The sequence below is a fragment of the Pseudoxanthomonas putridarboris genome (genome assembly GCF_038321125.1).
GTDB classification, from domain to species: domain Bacteria; phylum Pseudomonadota; class Gammaproteobacteria; order Xanthomonadales; family Xanthomonadaceae; genus Pseudoxanthomonas_A; species Pseudoxanthomonas_A putridarboris.
Genome location: NZ_JBBWWT010000003.1, coordinates 282,442 through 298,606, shown reverse-complemented (window position 1 = coordinate 298,606; position 16,165 = coordinate 282,442). Strand labels below are relative to the sequence as shown.

The following is a 16,165-nucleotide window of genomic DNA, read 5'->3' as shown; positions in this document are numbered from 1 at the left end:
GTCATCTTCCTGCGATTGATGCCGCTACCGAAGGATCGTACCGGCCATCGATCTGGACGAAGAGCATGCGGCAATTCTTTCCGGACCGGTTCGCCCAGGCATGATTTGTGCCGCGCTGGACCACGACACTCCCTGGTCTAAGAAGTACCTCCGAATCATCGAGAATCAGGAATATTTCGCCATCGATGACAACGCCGTAGTCGATTGCCTCGCTCCGATGCATCATCGGATGAGGCGAATCGGCCTTGGCCGTTAGGCCCTTCTTGTCACTGACCTCATCAAACAGCTTCTTCATTCGGTCATCGGCTTCAGCCAGATAGGCCGTATCGGGTGGCATATCAACGAAACGAATGCGCGTACCGTGTACTGGCGGTTGATGAACTAGTGGGCCGGTCGTGGGGTCGAGGCTGTTGTCAACTGCGGCAGGCGTGCCGGTGGTCTCCCAGACTTCATGAAATATCATGCCCGGTATGGCATCCAGCTCAACAACCTTGGGTAGTGGTCCATTGATTGCGATGATGGCTTTGCCATCGGCATCATGTCCGGTAACCACGCGGTGTATCGATGGAAGGGTCATGGGCATCGAAGGATCGGGCAGCATGCGGATGTTAGAGTGAAACCGAGTCTCATCTCAACCAAGTTGGTAAGGGCAAGCGTCGCCCAAGCAGTATGTTGGAGATCCCCCCTCGGGGCGGATCGAGAGAGGGATGTTCATTGCTGACCGATAGTTGACGTCACTAGGGCAGGGGATCAGGAATGGTTATCAGGGGCAGGAGGCGTTATCTGGAAGTCATCTCCCCCTAGGGTCCCCGCTCGTAATTCAGTCGCGCTTGAGCGCCGACTTGGCAGACAAGCCAAGATGACGGTGCGCTTTCGGGGTCTGGAGACCACGTGAGGCGGCACACATTTCCATTCCATAGCAACAGGCTCTTAGTCAGGCGCTTTGTGATGCGAGGCCAGCAATATTCGTTTCTTATCCAGAGCAACAGATGTTTAAGTCCATCGCGCCGGACGAAGGCTGTATGCGGCAGCGCCAAGGAAAGGATCGCCCGCGAGCTCGGGACCGGCCGGCCAAACAAGCTGCTCCTGAACAACTTTAGCGCTCGTCGCGCGCCCACAACGGTCGGCAGGTAGCAACTGCGTACACGCCTATCGGCGGTCACGAACGAATTGTCTGTAACCGCTCTGACTATGGGGCGAGTGATTGACGCCGAGCATTCGCCATGAGACTAACTACCTGATTTCAAAAGAGAAGCGCGAACTGGCCGGGCATTTCGTCGGAGCTTTCCTTGCCAACAACTCGCCCGGAATTCCCAGAACTACCAGCAACCGCCCATTGTTTCCTCGAACCGCCGACGATCTGCCCGCTATTTCTTCTGCCGTACTTTGCCAGCTCGGCGCGTCAGGCGGTTCCGGGTCTGCAGCCGCATTGCCGACGACTTGGATCCGGTCTTGGTCTTCGGCGCGGGCGAGACGGGCACCGGGATGTCGACAGTACGCCAGGAAGGGGGCGGACGTGTCGCCGTCCAGCACACCCAGACCGAACGGACTTCGTCGTTCGCGATGACGATCTCTGCTGTTGGCAAGGACCAGCGCTGGCACATCGATGCCTTCCCGCCGGCCATCATCGACCTGAGTACCGTCTCCAAACCTTGGGTATACGCGCGGGCAAGGATGGCTTCCAGAGCTCTGGCCACGTGGCGTCGCCCCGAGATCCCATCCAGCGCGTGGGATCGGGCAGCTTGAAGGGATCGGCTACACCCGTCGTCGCGTGCCTCCAGGCCGGAGATCACTCTGTCCAGCAACTCGCCGCAAAAGCAGGCTGCTGTCGGGTCGACGGCCGAGAGGTTGAGCCAAGTGCTTTGGTCGCTGGACAACCCGTGAGGAGCGATCAGGCATTCAGGGCGGTTGACGAGGTTCTGTTCGAGGGTCTGTCCTTCCTCCAAGCCATTCAGGGTGGCGAGCTCGAGCGGGGTGGGGGTATCGGCCGGAAACGCAGCTACGGCATCTCGGGTTGCCTGAGCGAGCTTGGCGTGCATCGTGGCGGGGAGCGGCACGAACGTCAGTGGACGCTCGCCACCCAGAAGGCTCCAGCCCCAGAACTCGCCTTCAGGCGGATCTTCCCCAACGTCGGAAAACTCCGTCAGTTCGGCTGTGGGCTTGGTGGTTACGAGCATACTCTCGAGTTCAAGCGATTGGCGAGCCAGCGCGGCGTATCCCGGCATCCAGTCGGTATGCAGGGCGGGGACTACGAGCAGACGGGACTTTCGCTCTTCGGCCGCCCAATCCAGATATCGGCTGGCCCATGCGTCGACTTCGGCAGCCGGGAAATGCCACATGTCGATCGAAGCCGTCCTGACCTCGAACGCGTCGTACCCGCACTCGCAGCGACCAAGACGAAGATCCGGGTGAAAGCGTGCCCAGCAGGTTCGACCACACTGAGGACAGCCGGTGTGCAGCTTGGCGGCATGCCACGGACAGTGATCGATGAAAGGCAGCTGGAAAAGCGCACAGTGGTAGCCGTGGGCTGCGCAAAGAGGGCAATCGCGGAGGGGGACGTTGTGGCGCTCCAGTACATGCCCGGTGCGCAGCGGGCTCCACACTTCTGGTGACCAATAGTCGCCCACGCGCGTCCGTTGCAGCCCAAGCGCGTGAAGCAGCCCCGCTTTGGGGGCGCCAGGCCTTTGGGTCGCGGTCAGTGCGTCGGATGTCACTCGGTTGCGAATCCCTAGCGCTGTCAGCTCAACGCCCATCAACCGGCCCAACTGCGTCATCCGCCGAAGCAGCCCGTAGCCGGAGATGTAGGGATAGGGTTCGAGTTCGGCGCCAAGGAGGGCCGCCAATGCCGGCCCTCCTTGGATGACGTCACGCCAAGTCATTAGGCGGCCTCGTCATGGCCCATGTCCGGCATGCGCATCTTGGCGCGGACGAACTCCAGGCGGAGATAGCCACTGGCTAGGAGGACGTGCCTGACCTGCTCTGGCGTGAAACCGTTGAAATCTGGTTTCTCGTGGGCGATGTCGGCCAGGAGCGAGTGCACGACCAAGGTAAACGTTGCCATCGGCCACGCATCGGTTTCGGGCAACTTGTACTCGTTGCGCAGCGACCGGACGCCCTCGAAGATCAACGGCGCATCCTTTGACAGGCACCAGCCGCGGTCGAACGCGTCCTTGGCGAAGTAACGCGAGAACGGCATGTCCGGCGTCGGCCAAGCGACTGAACGATCATAACGCCCCAAGGCATGGGTGATTTCTACAATCCCCACCAGCGGCCGGAACGGGGCGGTGTCCATGAACCAGCGGCGCACGGTGTGGGACGGGCGTTCCAGCCAGTCGTCGCCAACATCGATGCCCTCGGCGTCGCTCTGGCGAACCAGCACGAGGAACAGGCTGAGGTTCTCGTCGAGCACCAAACCATCCAGATCCTCGAGGTACTGGTACTCGGCCTCGGTGATGCGCTGGGCGTTGTCAATGAAGAGCACCATGCGGCGTTGCCGTGCCTGGCCGCAGCGCGTGCGAATGAAATTCACCAGGCGTTCGAGGCCCAGGCCCGGATCCATGCGGATGGCGTTGACGAGCTTCAGGCGCCGGTTCATGGCGGTCCAGAACGCACGGTCCGAGCGACGGATGCCGCTGGGCATCACCATGCGCGCCGCGACGCCGATCTGCTGCTTCGTCTTGTTGTTGACCAGCCAGCGAGACGCATTGTCAGTCAGATATTGTTGCGCGGTCGTCTTGCCCAGCCCGCCACCGCCGTACACCGAGCAACCGTGATGACCTTGACTGATATTAGAGAGGATGAAGTTGGCGAGGTACTCGGTCGGCTTGGTATAGATCTGATAGCTATTGGGAATGAAAATGGGGTGTTCGTTGTTATCCATGAGTTCTCCTGGGCGCGAGCGCGCCATGCGGGAAGGTGGAAAACCAGAGCGTCAGAAGTCATTTTCGTCGTCGAGGCTGATCCAGCCACCCGGAGGGATCTTCATGGGGGCATTGATCGCTGGCGGACGTGAGCTCGGTGGCGTGCCGTTGTGGACCTGCTCCATGCGAGCAAGTTGATCCACGGCCTGCTGGGAGCTAGGTGCCAGCGCACGCAGGAACGCAACGTAAGCCGCGATCGCGCAATCCACGCCGGTGATCGAGAATCCTGTCCTCAACTTCGACCACTGCATGATCATGGCTCGCGTCGTTTCATCGTGCGCTGTGCGGTTCCATGGCGCGGCCGCCCGGACGGCGCACAGGGGTGTGGTAGCGGTGCGCATCAGCACGAACGAGCGCAGGTCGTGGCGATAGACGCGGGCCAGGATCGTCTTGCCGACCAGTTCCCACTTGTTGTCCAGATCCGGGCTGCGATAGCGCACGTACATGTAATTGACGTGCGGCATCACACCTTCGTTGCGATTGCCGTGGACCGTCAGCGGTACCAGCACGCTGCCCATGTCGCTGGCGTCTTCCTCAGCCTTGTCCGGCATGAACGCGAAGGCCTTCGGCCCTTGCATCTGCAGGAACTGCAGCGGACTCAGATCGCCCAGCGCGGGGTGGGGCGTTGCGTTGTAGTTCGCGATGATGACGTCCAACAATTCTTCGAATACATGCAACTGGATCGGATAGTCGTTCGGCGCGAAATTGCTGATGCGGATCTTGTTCTCGCCCAGGCGCTTGGCAGGCTCGAAACCGCCCGGCACGTCCCGGAGCGCGCCGCGCTCCAAGCGTGAGAAGAACTGTTCGACGATGGGGCGAGAACGTGGCTCGTGGGCGCGCCCATAAAACAGCATGCCGCCACGGGCGCGACAGAACGCTTGTTCGAAGTCCAAAGCCGAATGCGCCTTCGCGTTGTCCAACGCCAGAAAACGCGAACGCCATGGCGAGTGTGCGCCCAGTGAGCCCGAAGGTAGGCCGGCACCCGGTGCATATTCCAAGCCAGGGATCGTCAGTTCCCGGCGCTTCCACGGCTGCAGGGACTTCGTGATGCAGGAGGCGAGATTGAGGTTGTTGTACGCCCTGCCGACGCGCAGGATCCAGCCGACGATGACGCGGGACTCGACCTCGATCTCGACCAGCAACCACATCGAGGTGATCTGGCGCTTGACGGAACCGCCGTTGGGCAATGCTACGCCGAGGACGGCCTCGATATCGATGCGATGTCCGTCGATTTCCGTGCGAGCGAATGGGCTTCCCTGGAAAATTCCCGACAAGGTGGAAGGCGGCGCATCGGCGGTATCGAGGTTGCCGACGTCCGCATGGTCGATGCGGCGCTGACGGATAAAGCGGAGCAGGGCGCGACGCCCCTGGTCCGCTTGGTTCAGTGGGTAGAAGTCCCGCAGGTCCAGACGTTTGAGTTCGGCCACGATCTTCGCGTGCAACCGGTCGAAGGCTTTCGGCGGTCGTCCGGGTGGCAAGGGCTGTCCGAATTCGTCGATTCAGATCGCGATCTCGGGGCGTGCCGAGAGGAGATGGCTCATCGCATGTGGGCCAGCCAGGCGCGGCATTTCTGCATCGCCTTCTTGTTTGCCGCGCTGGTAGGTGCCCCACGGCACGCATACCCTAAATCCGTACGGCTGCCCGTCGTGGGCCAGTTGCGGTGCGCGTTTGACCATGGCGCGCAGGCGTTTGTGGCACAACCCGTGTGCGTCTGCCGCACGGGTAATGCCCATGTCACCTGTCAGGACCGCCGTCAGGGCGGCACATGCTTCCCTGAAGCGCGACCGAATCGATTCAGCGAGATCGGACTCCTTGGGTTTGTACCAGGCATCAAGCTCCTCGGTGGGATAGCACGTGTAGAGGCTACGCACGGACCACCTCCAGGACGGCATCGGCAGCGCCTGGCAAGTAGTCCACCAGCCGCAGCTCGCCTTGATGAATCATGCCGGCCACGACTGCACGAACATTTGCAGGCGTGAAATCCAAAGTCTTGATGAGGTTCGATAGCGAGACACGCCCGGTGTTGGTGAGGCGTGCACGAATCTGGTTTCGAATAAGTGAGCGCGTCGCCAGTCGTCCGTAGTCCCACACCAGCGGTAACAGTTCGAAGCCGGTTGCAAGCCAGGTTCGTGCCGACAGCAACTCCGGCTCGGTGACATAGTGCATACGGATGCCATTGCGCTGGGCGGCGTCATCGAGTTCGCTTCGATCCCGAATGGAGACGGTCCCCGTCGTACTGCCGACGATGCCTGTATCGGGAACAACCAAGTAAAAGCGCTCATCGCCCGACATGTCACGTGTCCAGAACGAAACATCGATCTGTTGTTTAGGAGTGAACTGGATGCGGCGCGGACGCTCGACGTATTTCTGGATGTTGGGGTCGAATTCAAACTTTAGCGCCACTGTGGCGTTGACGACGTCGGCGATCGTGACGACCCGCTGGTTACGTGGCGAAAAGAAGACGAAGACTTCGCGGCGATTACGTTCGCCACGGGTCAGTTTGCGAGGTGTGTAGGGCAGGGTGGGATCGATGGCATGCGACGACGCGGACGAAGCGTCCGCGGTCGCGGTGGTTCCAGCAGTCATGGCAACTCCTTCGCGCGCTTAGGCGCATGGCGAGGGACCGGGCTTTCTCGGTCGATTGTCAAAGGGAATCAGAAGGCAGCCGATTTCGCTGCGCGATACGTCTATTGGCGCGAGATCGGAAACAGCGATGTTGTGTCGACTTAGGCCCGCATGCGGCCTGAGTAGCGCAGGAATCAGTCATCTGTAGGCTCCGTTAGGGAAAACATGCCCGTACCCCGGGTTCCATGCAGGAAGGGGTAGACGTTGGCGAGAAACGGGGGTAGTCTTCAGACTAAGAAAAGTAGTCATTGCAGAACCCCAGCCCCCGGTTCGCACCCGGGGGTTTTCATTTCCGCTTAGGGCGGGCGCATAGCGGATCTGTCGTCTGGTCTCAACCTCCTTTATCGAAATGAGCAGGGCGAGGCTCGGAAGCCTTGAAGGCATTTCGAAGACTAATGGACTCCGACAGTAGCAGTCCCGAGGGTGCCACTCAACATATTGATTTGTAAGGAAGAATAGAATTCATACACCAATGAAAGGTGAGGTGTATGCAACAAGGAAAAGCAAGAGGGATAGTTCAATGAAGAACGTGATTCGCCCAGTGCTTTTCCTTGACGACCGTGTGTCGCAATTGGGCATGTCGTAGCAGTCGAAAAGCCGTTAAGGCACGACTAAGAGCGGTCAAGAACACCCACCGCAAAGCCTCGGCGTCGACGCTGGCGTGGTGACGACGCCGTTCCTGATCGGGGTGCTCGCGAAAATAGTGTTCGATCCAATCACGTACGCTTTCATTCTGGATCAAGGTCGCGGTAACAGAGGGTACGGTCCCGAGTTTGCTGACCACGTTCGCCGGCAGATCGAAACCGGTCAAAGCGTGATCGAGCAGAACGCCATCGGCGACATGATCGAACAGCACCACCGGCGCATCGAAACGGATCAAGAAGGCGCGCAGGTCGCGAGTGAAATCGATCTTCTGCCGGGCATGGAAGCCGTGATCGAGCAACGGATAGACGATGGTCCGGACGAAGTCGCTGGGCTGCTTCGGGAGCGGCGACACTTCACTATAGAAACGGCGCTGGCCGTCTTCGCTCACCAGAGCGAGGCTGACCAGTTCGCTGCCGATGTTATCGGCCCACTCGCAATCGAGGAATAGACGGGTCATGCTCTGTTGCCTCCAATCTGCTCGAATGCCCAGCGCAGTGCTCCGACATCGACCATCGCATCGTGGCGCCTCGTCCTGGCCTCTGGCCGAGCCTCGAAATAGCCCTCAATGCGCATCAGTACGTCGCCGAAGGTGAACCGCACTTGGCGCCAAGTTAGCGCCTGCGGCAAGCCAAGTCGGCCGAAACCGCTCAGTGCATGGAGCAGCAGCGTGAAGTCCTCGCCAGCGTCGGCCTGGATCAACGGATCCTCGAAGCCCGCCAGGAGGAGCATAGGGCATCGGTGAAGGCAAGGTCCGGCAGGCGGTAGCCCACGGTCGAGCAGTGAGTAAACGACTTCGCGAACGAAGTCCGATGGAATGCTCGACAATGGATCCCGCTCCGCATAGAACCGATGCTGGCCAGACACATCGGCCAGCACCAGCTTGACCAGCTGGGCGACTCTTGGCATCACTCCATTCGCAGTCGAGGAACAAGCGCATGCTGTCCATTCTCCAAGAGCAACCGCTTGTGCGGTGGTGCTCCTGGTAGGAATCGAACCGACGTTGACGCGCTTATCTGGCGCGTGCTCTCACCGGGGTATAAGACCGGCGCTCTGACCAACATGAGCAACAGGGGCATGATCGATGCTTGCGATCACGCCGGTATTCGGTAGTCGAGCAGCTGTGGTCGGCCCATCGGCGTAGAGTAGCGCACGGGAGCTAAGGTTCCAACGTGCACAGAACAGTATCTTTGGACGATTTCATATTGAAATCGTGACATCGGCGGTCGTTGCGTGAGGCGTTCGGCCACGGCATGCATTTCCTACCCCATGCGTGTCCCGACTTGACCCGAACACTTTCGGATTCGATTAGGGATGTTTATCGGGGGTATGAGAAGGCCGAATTTTCTGGCTGATGGCCTCTAAGTGGCTCGGTGGAAATCTGCCGCTGAAGGGACATCGAGATGCGAAATGTCTACGGAGAAGCTGGATGAAAGTTAAGACCGAGATCGGCATCAAGCGGGTCAAGGCGAACGGAGAGGAAGTTATCCGGACAATCTCAGAAGATGTCCAGATAGTTGACATCAACACTCAAGGCCTCAGCTCCATGGCTGAGCTTGCCTCGCGTCACGCGCAGAGTTGCATTTATTGCGGCTCGCGCGATCAGCTGTCTATCGCCGGCCAAGAGGCATGGCCGGTCGCGCTATAGTGCTGTGCATCGCTACCATCACGGTGCGTGGCGGAAACGTGTCCTGGGAAATTGGACGGCAGCGTGGCTCCCAACTCTAGGGCGGTGTCTGGTTTTAGTCTGAGCTCATCCCTAGGGATTCATCGTGGCAAAGATGGCGTCGTATGTGCCATCTCTTTCGGCCCAGCGTCGGGCGTGATCGCGTTCCAGCACTAGCTCCCCATGGGGATGATCACCATGTTCGAGCATTCTCATCACCTGTCCGATGTAGTCACCGATCGGCATGGCGCGAGGATCGGCAGCCTGCTGAACGCCGGTCAGTTCCGTTTGTACGTAGGGTGGAGAAAGCTCCAGCACTTCTATAGGGATTTTGCGAAGCTGATGGCGCAACGATGTAAGCCAGGAATGCAGGAAGGCTTTGCTCGCGCAATAGGTCGGGAAGCTGGCGAGCGGGAGGAATGCCAGGGCCGAACTGGTCGCAAGGATCGTCGCGTTCGGCTGATGTTTCAACAACGGCAGGAAAGCTGCTGTCGCGCGTACCACGCCCAGGATGTTGGTTTCGATGATCGCCTCGGCATCGGAACCGTCCCAGCGATCCGCGGTGACATCCTCAGGTCGTGAGATGCCGGCGTTGGCGATGAGCACGTTGAGTTCGGGGAACTTGGCGCGAATGTCGTCCACGAGGCGGGCCAGCGAAGCCGCGTCGCCCAGATCCAGCGGCAAGCCGACGATGCCGGGACGGCTTGCAGTGATTTCGTCGAGCATGGCTTGACGTCGCCCGGTGACGATCACGCGATTGCCAAGATCATGAAATGCTTCGGCGAGCGCACGGCCGATGCCGCTGGTGCCGCCGGTGATCAGGATGGTGTTCCCAGTCATCTTCATGGTTGTTGCCTTTCCGTCAGGGGGTCAAAGGAAAAGGCCACGGCTCTCCCATGACATGCCGCTTGAATCCCTCAGCAAGCGCATGGCCAAGCCATGACGGAGCTACAAGGAGAAGGGGCGATGGGAGGGCGTACTGCCGCAGCGCAGATTCTCCGAGTTCCCTCTGCTGAGGCCCACTCGGTACTGGGCGCGTTGGATGACGATAACGCCTGCGGCATAGCCATGAAGATGGCTGCGTGTTCAAATATAACCTCGCGGCGCCCATCCGTCAATCCGCCAGGATGGCGCCACTCTTTGCCGGAGACTCGATGCCTCGGACTTACTTCCCTGCTTACCGAGGCGAACGAAGAGACTGGTTTCGAAAAACTCGTCGTGAACGTCAGTATCACCCTGCAGTTACGTCGCCGCGCCCAGCACACGAATCAAGTGCCCGACAGATGCGCCGAACACGGCCCCATCCAAGCGCTCCTCATCGTCTCCAGGCTTCTATGGAGCGCCCGCCGAAGACACGCTCTCGCGGTAGGCCGAAGATGAAATAGGGGTTCAGCAAGGGCGGGCGCCCCACCGCGTCCAGCCGCGACTGCTGATCGGTCGTCAATTCGATATCGATGGAGGCAACATTCTCCAACAGTTGCTCCGCTCGGCTGGCGCCGATCAGCACCGAAGAGACGCCCGGTCGTTTTGCGACCCAGGCAAGCGCGACCTGCGCCATTGGACGGCCGACCTCTTCAGCGACCTCTCGAAGCACATCGACGATGCGAAAATTCGTCTCGGTAAACAGCATGCCGCCGACCGGATTGTCACCGTTGAGGCGTCCGTCGCTTCCACCCATGTTCGTCTCGCCTGACCGGTTGGGCAGGCTTCCGGCGGGGCCGGCCTCGGCAAGCTTTTCCCGACCATATTTTCCGGTCAAGAGGCCGGCGCCGAGGGGACTCCAGGCAACCAGGCCCAACCCGAGGGCATTGCCGGCGGGGATTATTTCCAGTTCGACGCCACGGTCGATGAGGGAATAGGAATATTGCAAGCCAACAGGTCGAGGCAAACCGTGCGCGGCCGCTAGTGTGGCGATCTGCGTGGCATACCACGCCGGCGCGTTCGAAAAACCGTAGTATAAGATGTCTCCACGGCGGACAGCATCTGTCAGAGCGCGCAGCACCTCTTCCGGCGGGGTGGTCTGATCCCAGACATGGGTCCAGAAAACGTCGATATAGTCAGTTCCGAGCCGCTTCAGCGATCCCTCGATGCCGTCGCGGATGTTGCGCGCCGAATTTCCACCGGCGAGGGGGGTGTCCTGACGCCGTGGGAATCCGGATTTGGTTGCAATGACCATCCGGTCACGGTTGCCGTGATCGGCAATGAATCGGCCCAGCATCACTTCGCTGTTGCCACCCGAATAGACATCGGCTGTGTCTACGAAATTGCCGCCGACCTCGACATATGCATCGAAGATGGCACGCGAAGTCCGTTCATCAGCGCCCCACCGTCCCGCACCGAAGGTCATGGTGCCAAGAGCCAGTGGGCTTACCGCAAGACCTGAATGGCCGAGCGTACGATAGTGGGTCATATTCATTGCTGCATCTCCCTAATCAGTAGGGTATGAAATGGGGTGATATTCTGGCGTCATTAGGGGGGTATCGTGACAAGGCTTTATGAACTGGATGCAATAATGAGACGCGGAAGCCTGGACGATTTGGCGGCATTCGCAGCAGTGGCGAGAGCGCGCAGCTTCACGCGCGCGGCGGCGGAGATGGGCCTATCTCCGTCCGCTCTCAGCCATGCAATGCGCAGTCTGGAGAAGCGTCTGGGTGTGCTTTTGCTGGCGCGAACCACGAGGTCGGTCTCTCCCACAGCCGCAGGGGAACGCCTTTTGCGATCGCTCGATCCTGCGCTTGCCGAAGTGGCCAGCGGCCTTGCGGCGCTGGCGGACTGGCGCGGAACTCCATCCGGCGCTGTGCGACTTACGACCCTTCACTATGGCGCTCGAACGGTTCTCGCATCGCGGCTTCCAGCCTTCTTGCTGAAACATCCTGATGTGTCGGTGGAGGTCATAGCGGATGACCGGCCTGTCGATATAGTCGCCGAAGGTTTTGATGCCGGGATCCGCCTCGGCGAGGCGATTGACAGCGACATGGTTGCGGTCCGGCTCGAGCCTGACGTCCGCGCCGTAATCGTAGGCACGCCGGACTATTTTGATCGTCATGGCAAGCCCGGGACACCCCGAGATTTGGAGGCCCACCTCTGCATCAATTATCGCCTGGTGGGCGGCGGCGGGCTGCGTCCATGGACTTTCCTGCGCAACGGTCGTGAGATCACTGTTCGTGCCAAGGGGCAGTTGATTGTCAATGATGGACTTCTCGCCGCAGCCGCCGTGCGGGCCGGCGCCGGACTGGGAGGCCTGATGGAGCATGAAGTTGCGGAAGAGGTAGCGCAGGGCAGGCTCGTCAAGGTACTCGACGATTGGTGTCCGAGCTTTCCGGGATGCCACCTTTACTATCCCAACCGGCAGATCACGCCGGCGTTGAAGGCCTTGATCGAAACGCTGCGCTGGAAACCAGAATAGGGTTGATACCTTGAGGCGCCACGCACTGCTCAGTCGACGGACCGGCTGAATTCCAGAACCGCGGCCTCAACTTGATCCATCAGCGCACATTCGCCTGTCGCCTTCCGCATTACGGAAGCGCCGACCATCGCTGCCAGCAGCGTGAGACGGGCTGCCGAGCCTGGGTTGCCCGCGATCAGCTCTGCAAGGCGCTCAAGTCCATCGGTATAAGTTTCGCGGAACACACCATCTTTGAGTGATCGGGCCGCGTCCATGGCAAGCGTGGTCATCGATAGTACTCTGTGAGTTGCAGTGCGTTACCGCGTGCTGCAGCACCGAGCGCGTGCTCGGCCGCCTCAAAGGCAAAAGTGCAGGCTTCCGCCGCCAATGCCTCTTTCGTCGCGAACTGCTTGGCGAACGCGCCTTGGGTCAGTCCGGCCGACGCTATCAGTTCCCGAACACCGAGGCCAGCTTGACGCCTTCGCGGGTAAGGCGACGCGCAATGCCAAGGCCGATGCCTTGGGCCCCACCGGTGATGAAGGCCGTGCGGCCCGAGAGGTCTTTCATTGAGTTCCTCCTTGCTTGAATCGGTTGCCGAACGGACGCATAGGCGCCAGCATGGGATTAAAGGCGGCTCTCAAAACACTATACGGAACGAGCGAGTAATCCCCCCCTCCCTTTGGCATGGGATGCCCGCCCCGAACATGCATCGGGATGTCGCGCCGCATCTCCTCGGCCGATGGACGCCTTCCCTCGGGTCGAAGAACTCGCCGAAGTCGTTGCCGCCCGATTCGATGCGCGCCGGTTCCCGTCAGTCGTCACTCGGGCCGGTATCCGGGTTGTGCAGGCAATGGGATAAGCCAGCAGCTTCACCTGGCCCTCTGGGCGGCGCTCCCATGCTTGCTCGAAGTCTGTTTCCATACGGATGAAGGTGGGCTCGTGTGGATCTCGAGTTACACCGTGCCACCGGCCAGATGTTTCAAGCCGTCGGCCAGGATCCTGAAAACAAAACGAGGTACTCCTGCTCACCGGTGCAGGGGACCGGTGGCTGGACGCCAGCCAGGCCCGCCAGCGGTGATTGTGGATGGGTTGACCACTGTTGAGCAGGCGGACCACCGGCTCCTTAGTGAACGAACGCCTTGTTCGTTCCATACTCCCATTCCCAAGGCGTCCCCGTCGGCCCGAGCACGAATGCTACTAAGGCTGGAAAGGTCGCTTCGGCGCGCACGTCGTTGCCCAGAATCACGACGCATCTCTGCCCTTGTTCGATGCAAACCAAGGTGTTGCCCACAGCATCATCGTGGCCGCCCTTGTAGAAGCCTGCGCCTTGCGGTCCGCTGAAGGTGACCACCCCGAGGCCGGCGGCCAAGTCGGCGCGGCGTTGCGACGGCGGCAGTTCGGCTTGCAGCGTCGGAAACTGACTGGCGGTGGTGATCGGTAGTTGAGGACGGACCAATTCCCGACGCGACTCGGCGGATAGACCTTCACCGCTCACGTAGCCTGCCGCGAAATGGGCCATGTCGGCGATGGTTGTATCCATAGAGCCCGCCGCGCGCACACGGCTGCGTTCGTCGTGCGGCTCGCTGCTTCCGTCGGCGGTCCAGCCATCGGCCAGGTTGGTGGCGAAGTCCTCGCGCCAGATCATGCTGGTCCGGGGCATGCCGAAGCGGTCAAACACGCGCTGCTGCATCAGCGTGCCGACATCCTGCCCCAGCCCACGCTCCAGCACGAACTGCAGCAGGATCAGCCCCTCGCCGGAGTAGCCGTAGCGGCTGCCCGGATCGAAGTGAAACTTCAGCTTGCCGTCCGGCTCCAGGAATCCGAAGTTGGCGAAGCCACTGCTATGGTTCAGTAGCAGGCGCGGAGTCAGCCGGCGCCAACGCTCGTCATCGGCCAGCACGGTGTAGTCGGCGTACTTTTTCGGCTCGGCCGGGTAGTCCGGCAGCGGTCTGTCCAGACCCCGGGCGATGCTGGCATCCAGGTCGATCACGTTGTCCTGCGCCAACTGGGCGACCAAGTGGCCGAAGGCCATCTTGGTCAGCGACGCTGCATACATCACGGTATCGGTCTGCAACGGCTCGCCGGCAGAATTCCGCTCGCCATAGGCCGCTATGTGGGCCACCTTGCCCCCGTCGATCACCGCTATTGCCATTCCACGAGCATTTGCTGCCCGCATGAGGCGCTGCGCCTCGGCATCAATACGAGAGGGCGTAGGTATCGGCGGTTGGGCGGCGACTCCGGCCAAGGGAACCAGGGTCAGCAACAGCAGGACGGCACGGCGCATGCGTGAAGCTCCTGAAGAGGAATGGCGTCAATCCTACGCGAGGCGACCAGCCCCGTAACGGCCGGAAGTCATGAAAAAAAGCGGTGAGGAGGGCGACCCCGGAACAGGCTGAAAGTGAAATCCGCCGGGTTGGGCGGGGATTCCAGGTTGCAGGCGCGGACAGGCAGAGGAAGCTGGGGAAAGGGAAGACTTGGGACCGGAGCCATGAACGAGTTGGAGCGTGTCGCACTAGAGCGGCTGATCGCCGTTGCGCTGCACGACAGCGGCCAGAGCCGCAAGGTCGCCAACTTTCTGTTGGCTTGGTGGAATGCTCCACGCTGCGGAGGTTTCGACCTGACCGATATCTGGAATCTGGATGCGGCGATCCAGCAGGACATGATCGTCGTGCTGTGCATGACGGTGCGCCTGAGTGCCTATCCGGGTCGGTTGGGATACGACGAACCACTGCGCCGGATCGAGGCGTTGTGGCGTGCGCTGGATGTGACTGCCTGATGTACCGCCTGCTTGCGCTCTTGACTGGCGTCCCAGGTCGACCGGCCACGCGTCATCTTCATGACCCGTGGCCGGCCACCGCATATGTGGCGAACGGCACCGGTCAGGGCGTGGCTGCCGGGTCCATGCGTCCGAACCGAACCCGTGCGCTTCCCATGTCAATGTTGATCACGCCGATTTCGTGCGTCCCCGTCTGGTAGATCGCCGGCCAGGAGTGACGGAAGCCGAACGGCCACGCCGGTTCGGCGATGCGTTGCCAATGCTCGCCGGCATCATCCGTCCAACTGACTTCGTTCTGGCACGAGGTCACGAATGTGCGGCCCTGCGTGGTCGTCATGATCTGTGGGCCGCATCGCTGGTCGGGCAGCAGGATGCCCAGGCCTTCGGGCCAGGAGCGTCCGTCCGCCGATACCTTGAACGACACGGGGCAGTGCTTGTCGTCGCCGCAGGTTTCGAACACCAGCAGGTAACGCCCATCCTTGAGCCGCGCCATCACCGGCATACCGGGGCGAAGGTGGCCGCCGCCGGCCTGTTTCACGATGGCCTGCTTGGCCTGCCAGGTCTTGCCGCCATCGGACGACAGGCGCTGCGAGACCACCTGGTTGTAGGACGGGGCGCCATCGGCGAGTGTCTCGTCGGCGTACAGCACGGACAACGAGCCGTCTTCCAGCAGCGTCAGCACGGGCTCCCACACACCGCGATCATTGCGGCCGGCCGGTGCTTCGTTCGCGTCGATGGTGCTCAGGAACTGGAAGCTGCGCGCCTGATCGTCGCTGGCATACAGGTTCAGACGGTACGACTTGCCGTCGATCAGCGAACGCATGCCCAGCAGGATGCGGCCATCGGGCATCACGAACAGTTCGCCGTTGTCGATCATGCGGCCGGGTTCGGCAACCATGGACCACGGGCGCCAGTTGCGCGCGCGCGCATCGCCGATGGAAATCGCCAGCGTGGTTGGCCGGTCCTTGTGGAAGTGCGTGGTCACCGCCAGCCAGCGCCCGTCCGGCAGGCGCGCCATGCGCGCCCAGCCTGCGTCGTGTTCGACGATGGTGATGGTTTCGCCCCAGCTCACCTGCGCCACAACGGCGGGTGCGATGAGCAACAGCGCCACGCCCAATACCACGGATTTCAACCTGGTGGATGTGCGCATC

Annotated in this window: 16 protein-coding genes; 3 read left to right on the top strand and 13 right to left on the bottom strand. The window is 61.0% G+C overall.

The features are described 5' to 3' along the window. Position 1: 1 nt before the first annotated feature. The 8 genes from AAD027_RS08840 to AAD027_RS08805 all read right to left on the bottom strand — a co-directional run bounded on the left by AAD027_RS08840 (position 2) and on the right by AAD027_RS08805 (position 8,096). Positions 2-583, bottom strand: coding sequence for a cupin domain-containing protein (locus tag AAD027_RS08840; protein ID WP_341725653.1), 582 nt, complete (start codon positions 581-583; stop codon positions 2-4). A 784-nt stretch (positions 584-1,367) separates the two neighbouring features. After that, positions 1,368-2,843, bottom strand: coding sequence for a hypothetical protein (locus AAD027_RS08835; protein WP_341725652.1), 1,476 nt, complete (start codon positions 2,841-2,843; stop codon positions 1,368-1,370). Between the two features lie 35 nt (positions 2,844-2,878). Further along, a complete protein-coding gene (locus AAD027_RS08830; RefSeq protein ID WP_341725651.1) occupies positions 2,879-3,880 on the bottom strand; it encodes an AAA family ATPase in 1,002 nt (333 codons plus the stop codon). Positions 3,881-3,931: 51 nt separating this feature from the next. Further along, positions 3,932-5,362 carry a hypothetical protein gene (locus AAD027_RS08825; protein ID WP_341725650.1) on the bottom strand — a complete coding sequence of 477 codons (1,431 nt, stop codon included), beginning with the start codon at positions 5,360-5,362 and terminating at the stop codon, positions 3,932-3,934. Between the two features lie 57 nt (positions 5,363-5,419). Further along, positions 5,420-5,791, bottom strand: a complete 372-nt coding sequence (locus AAD027_RS08820) for a helix-turn-helix domain-containing protein (RefSeq protein WP_341725649.1) — start codon at positions 5,789-5,791, stop codon at positions 5,420-5,422. Beyond that, entirely contained in the window at positions 5,784-6,506 is a 723-nt protein-coding gene (locus tag AAD027_RS08815; protein WP_341725648.1) for a hypothetical protein, read from the bottom strand. Before AAD027_RS08815 ends, AAD027_RS08820 begins: the two co-directional genes overlap by 8 nt. A 556-nt stretch (positions 6,507-7,062) precedes the next feature. Beyond that, positions 7,063-7,647, bottom strand: a complete 585-nt coding sequence (locus AAD027_RS08810; protein WP_341725647.1) for a hypothetical protein — start codon at positions 7,645-7,647, stop codon at positions 7,063-7,065. Further along, on the bottom strand, positions 7,644-8,096 hold the full coding sequence (locus AAD027_RS08805; RefSeq protein WP_341725646.1) for a hypothetical protein: 453 nt from the start codon (positions 8,094-8,096) through the stop codon (positions 7,644-7,646). Before AAD027_RS08805 ends, AAD027_RS08810 begins: the two co-directional genes overlap by 4 nt. A gap of 520 nt (positions 8,097-8,616) precedes the next feature. Between AAD027_RS08805 and AAD027_RS08800 the strand changes: the two genes are divergently transcribed. Beyond that, positions 8,617-8,835, top strand: a complete 219-nt coding sequence (locus AAD027_RS08800) for a hypothetical protein (protein ID WP_341725645.1) — start codon at positions 8,617-8,619, stop codon at positions 8,833-8,835. A gap of 111 nt (positions 8,836-8,946) precedes the next feature. On the opposite strand, the gene AAD027_RS08795 is transcribed toward AAD027_RS08800, so the two are convergent. After that, complete coding sequence (locus tag AAD027_RS08795) at positions 8,947-9,699, bottom strand: SDR family oxidoreductase (protein WP_341725644.1); 753 nt, start codon at positions 9,697-9,699, stop codon at positions 8,947-8,949. A gap of 469 nt (positions 9,700-10,168) precedes the next feature. Beyond that, positions 10,169-11,269 (bottom strand): aldo/keto reductase, encoded by a 1,101-nt coding sequence (locus AAD027_RS08790; RefSeq protein WP_341725643.1) that lies wholly within the window; start codon positions 11,267-11,269, stop codon positions 10,169-10,171. Between the two features lie 66 nt (positions 11,270-11,335). Between AAD027_RS08790 and AAD027_RS08785 the strand changes: the two genes are divergently transcribed. After that, positions 11,336-12,259: a LysR family transcriptional regulator gene (locus AAD027_RS08785; RefSeq protein ID WP_341725642.1), complete on the top strand. Its 924-nt coding sequence runs from the start codon at positions 11,336-11,338 to the stop codon at positions 12,257-12,259. A gap of 29 nt (positions 12,260-12,288) precedes the next feature. Here the strand turns inward: AAD027_RS08785 and AAD027_RS08780 are convergent, their stop codons facing one another. Together AAD027_RS08780 and AAD027_RS08770 are read right to left on the bottom strand one after the other, a co-directional pair. Then, positions 12,289-12,528 carry a hypothetical protein gene (locus AAD027_RS08780; RefSeq protein ID WP_341725641.1) on the bottom strand — a complete coding sequence of 80 codons (240 nt, stop codon included), beginning with the start codon at positions 12,526-12,528 and terminating at the stop codon, positions 12,289-12,291. 833 nt (positions 12,529-13,361) lie between these two features. Then, positions 13,362-14,522, bottom strand: a complete 1,161-nt coding sequence (locus AAD027_RS08770; RefSeq protein WP_341725640.1) for a serine hydrolase domain-containing protein — start codon at positions 14,520-14,522, stop codon at positions 13,362-13,364. Between the two features lie 204 nt (positions 14,523-14,726). Between AAD027_RS08770 and AAD027_RS08765 the strand changes: the two genes are divergently transcribed. Next, positions 14,727-15,014 carry a DUF7673 family protein gene (locus AAD027_RS08765; protein WP_341725639.1) on the top strand — a complete coding sequence of 96 codons (288 nt, stop codon included), beginning with the start codon at positions 14,727-14,729 and terminating at the stop codon, positions 15,012-15,014. Positions 15,015-15,117: 103 nt separating this feature from the next. Here AAD027_RS08765 and AAD027_RS08760 read toward each other — a convergent pair whose 3' ends face one another. Beyond that, complete coding sequence (locus AAD027_RS08760; RefSeq protein ID WP_341725638.1) at positions 15,118-16,164, bottom strand: sialidase family protein; 1,047 nt, start codon at positions 16,162-16,164, stop codon at positions 15,118-15,120. Position 16,165: the final 1 nt, after the last annotated feature.

What these genes read in the sequence shown, in the direction of transcription:
- AAD027_RS08830 (WP_341725651.1), bottom strand. Translation starts at nt 3,880, where the DNA reads ATGGATAACAACGAACACCCCATTTTCATTCCCAATAGCTATCAGATC.
- AAD027_RS08810 (WP_341725647.1), bottom strand. Translation starts at nt 7,647, where the DNA reads ATGACCCGTCTATTCCTCGATTGCGAGTGGGCCGATAACATCGGCAGC.
- AAD027_RS08780 (WP_341725641.1), bottom strand. Translation starts at nt 12,528, where the DNA reads ATGACCACGCTTGCCATGGACGCGGCCCGATCACTCAAAGATGGTGTG.
- AAD027_RS08815 (WP_341725648.1), bottom strand. Translation starts at nt 6,506, where the DNA reads ATGACTGCTGGAACCACCGCGACCGCGGACGCTTCGTCCGCGTCGTCG.
- AAD027_RS08765 (WP_341725639.1), top strand. Translation starts at nt 14,727, where the DNA reads ATGAACGAGTTGGAGCGTGTCGCACTAGAGCGGCTGATCGCCGTTGCG.
- AAD027_RS08795 (WP_341725644.1), bottom strand. Translation starts at nt 9,699, where the DNA reads ATGAAGATGACTGGGAACACCATCCTGATCACCGGCGGCACCAGCGGC.
- AAD027_RS08790 (WP_341725643.1), bottom strand. Translation starts at nt 11,269, where the DNA reads ATGAATATGACCCACTATCGTACGCTCGGCCATTCAGGTCTTGCGGTA.
- AAD027_RS08800 (WP_341725645.1), top strand. Translation starts at nt 8,617, where the DNA reads ATGAAAGTTAAGACCGAGATCGGCATCAAGCGGGTCAAGGCGAACGGA.
- AAD027_RS08770 (WP_341725640.1), bottom strand. Translation starts at nt 14,522, where the DNA reads ATGCGCCGTGCCGTCCTGCTGTTGCTGACCCTGGTTCCCTTGGCCGGA.
- AAD027_RS08805 (WP_341725646.1), bottom strand. Translation starts at nt 8,096, where the DNA reads ATGCCAAGAGTCGCCCAGCTGGTCAAGCTGGTGCTGGCCGATGTGTCT.
- AAD027_RS08760 (WP_341725638.1), bottom strand. Translation starts at nt 16,164, where the DNA reads ATGCGCACATCCACCAGGTTGAAATCCGTGGTATTGGGCGTGGCGCTG.
- AAD027_RS08840 (WP_341725653.1), bottom strand. Translation starts at nt 583, where the DNA reads ATGCCCATGACCCTTCCATCGATACACCGCGTGGTTACCGGACATGAT.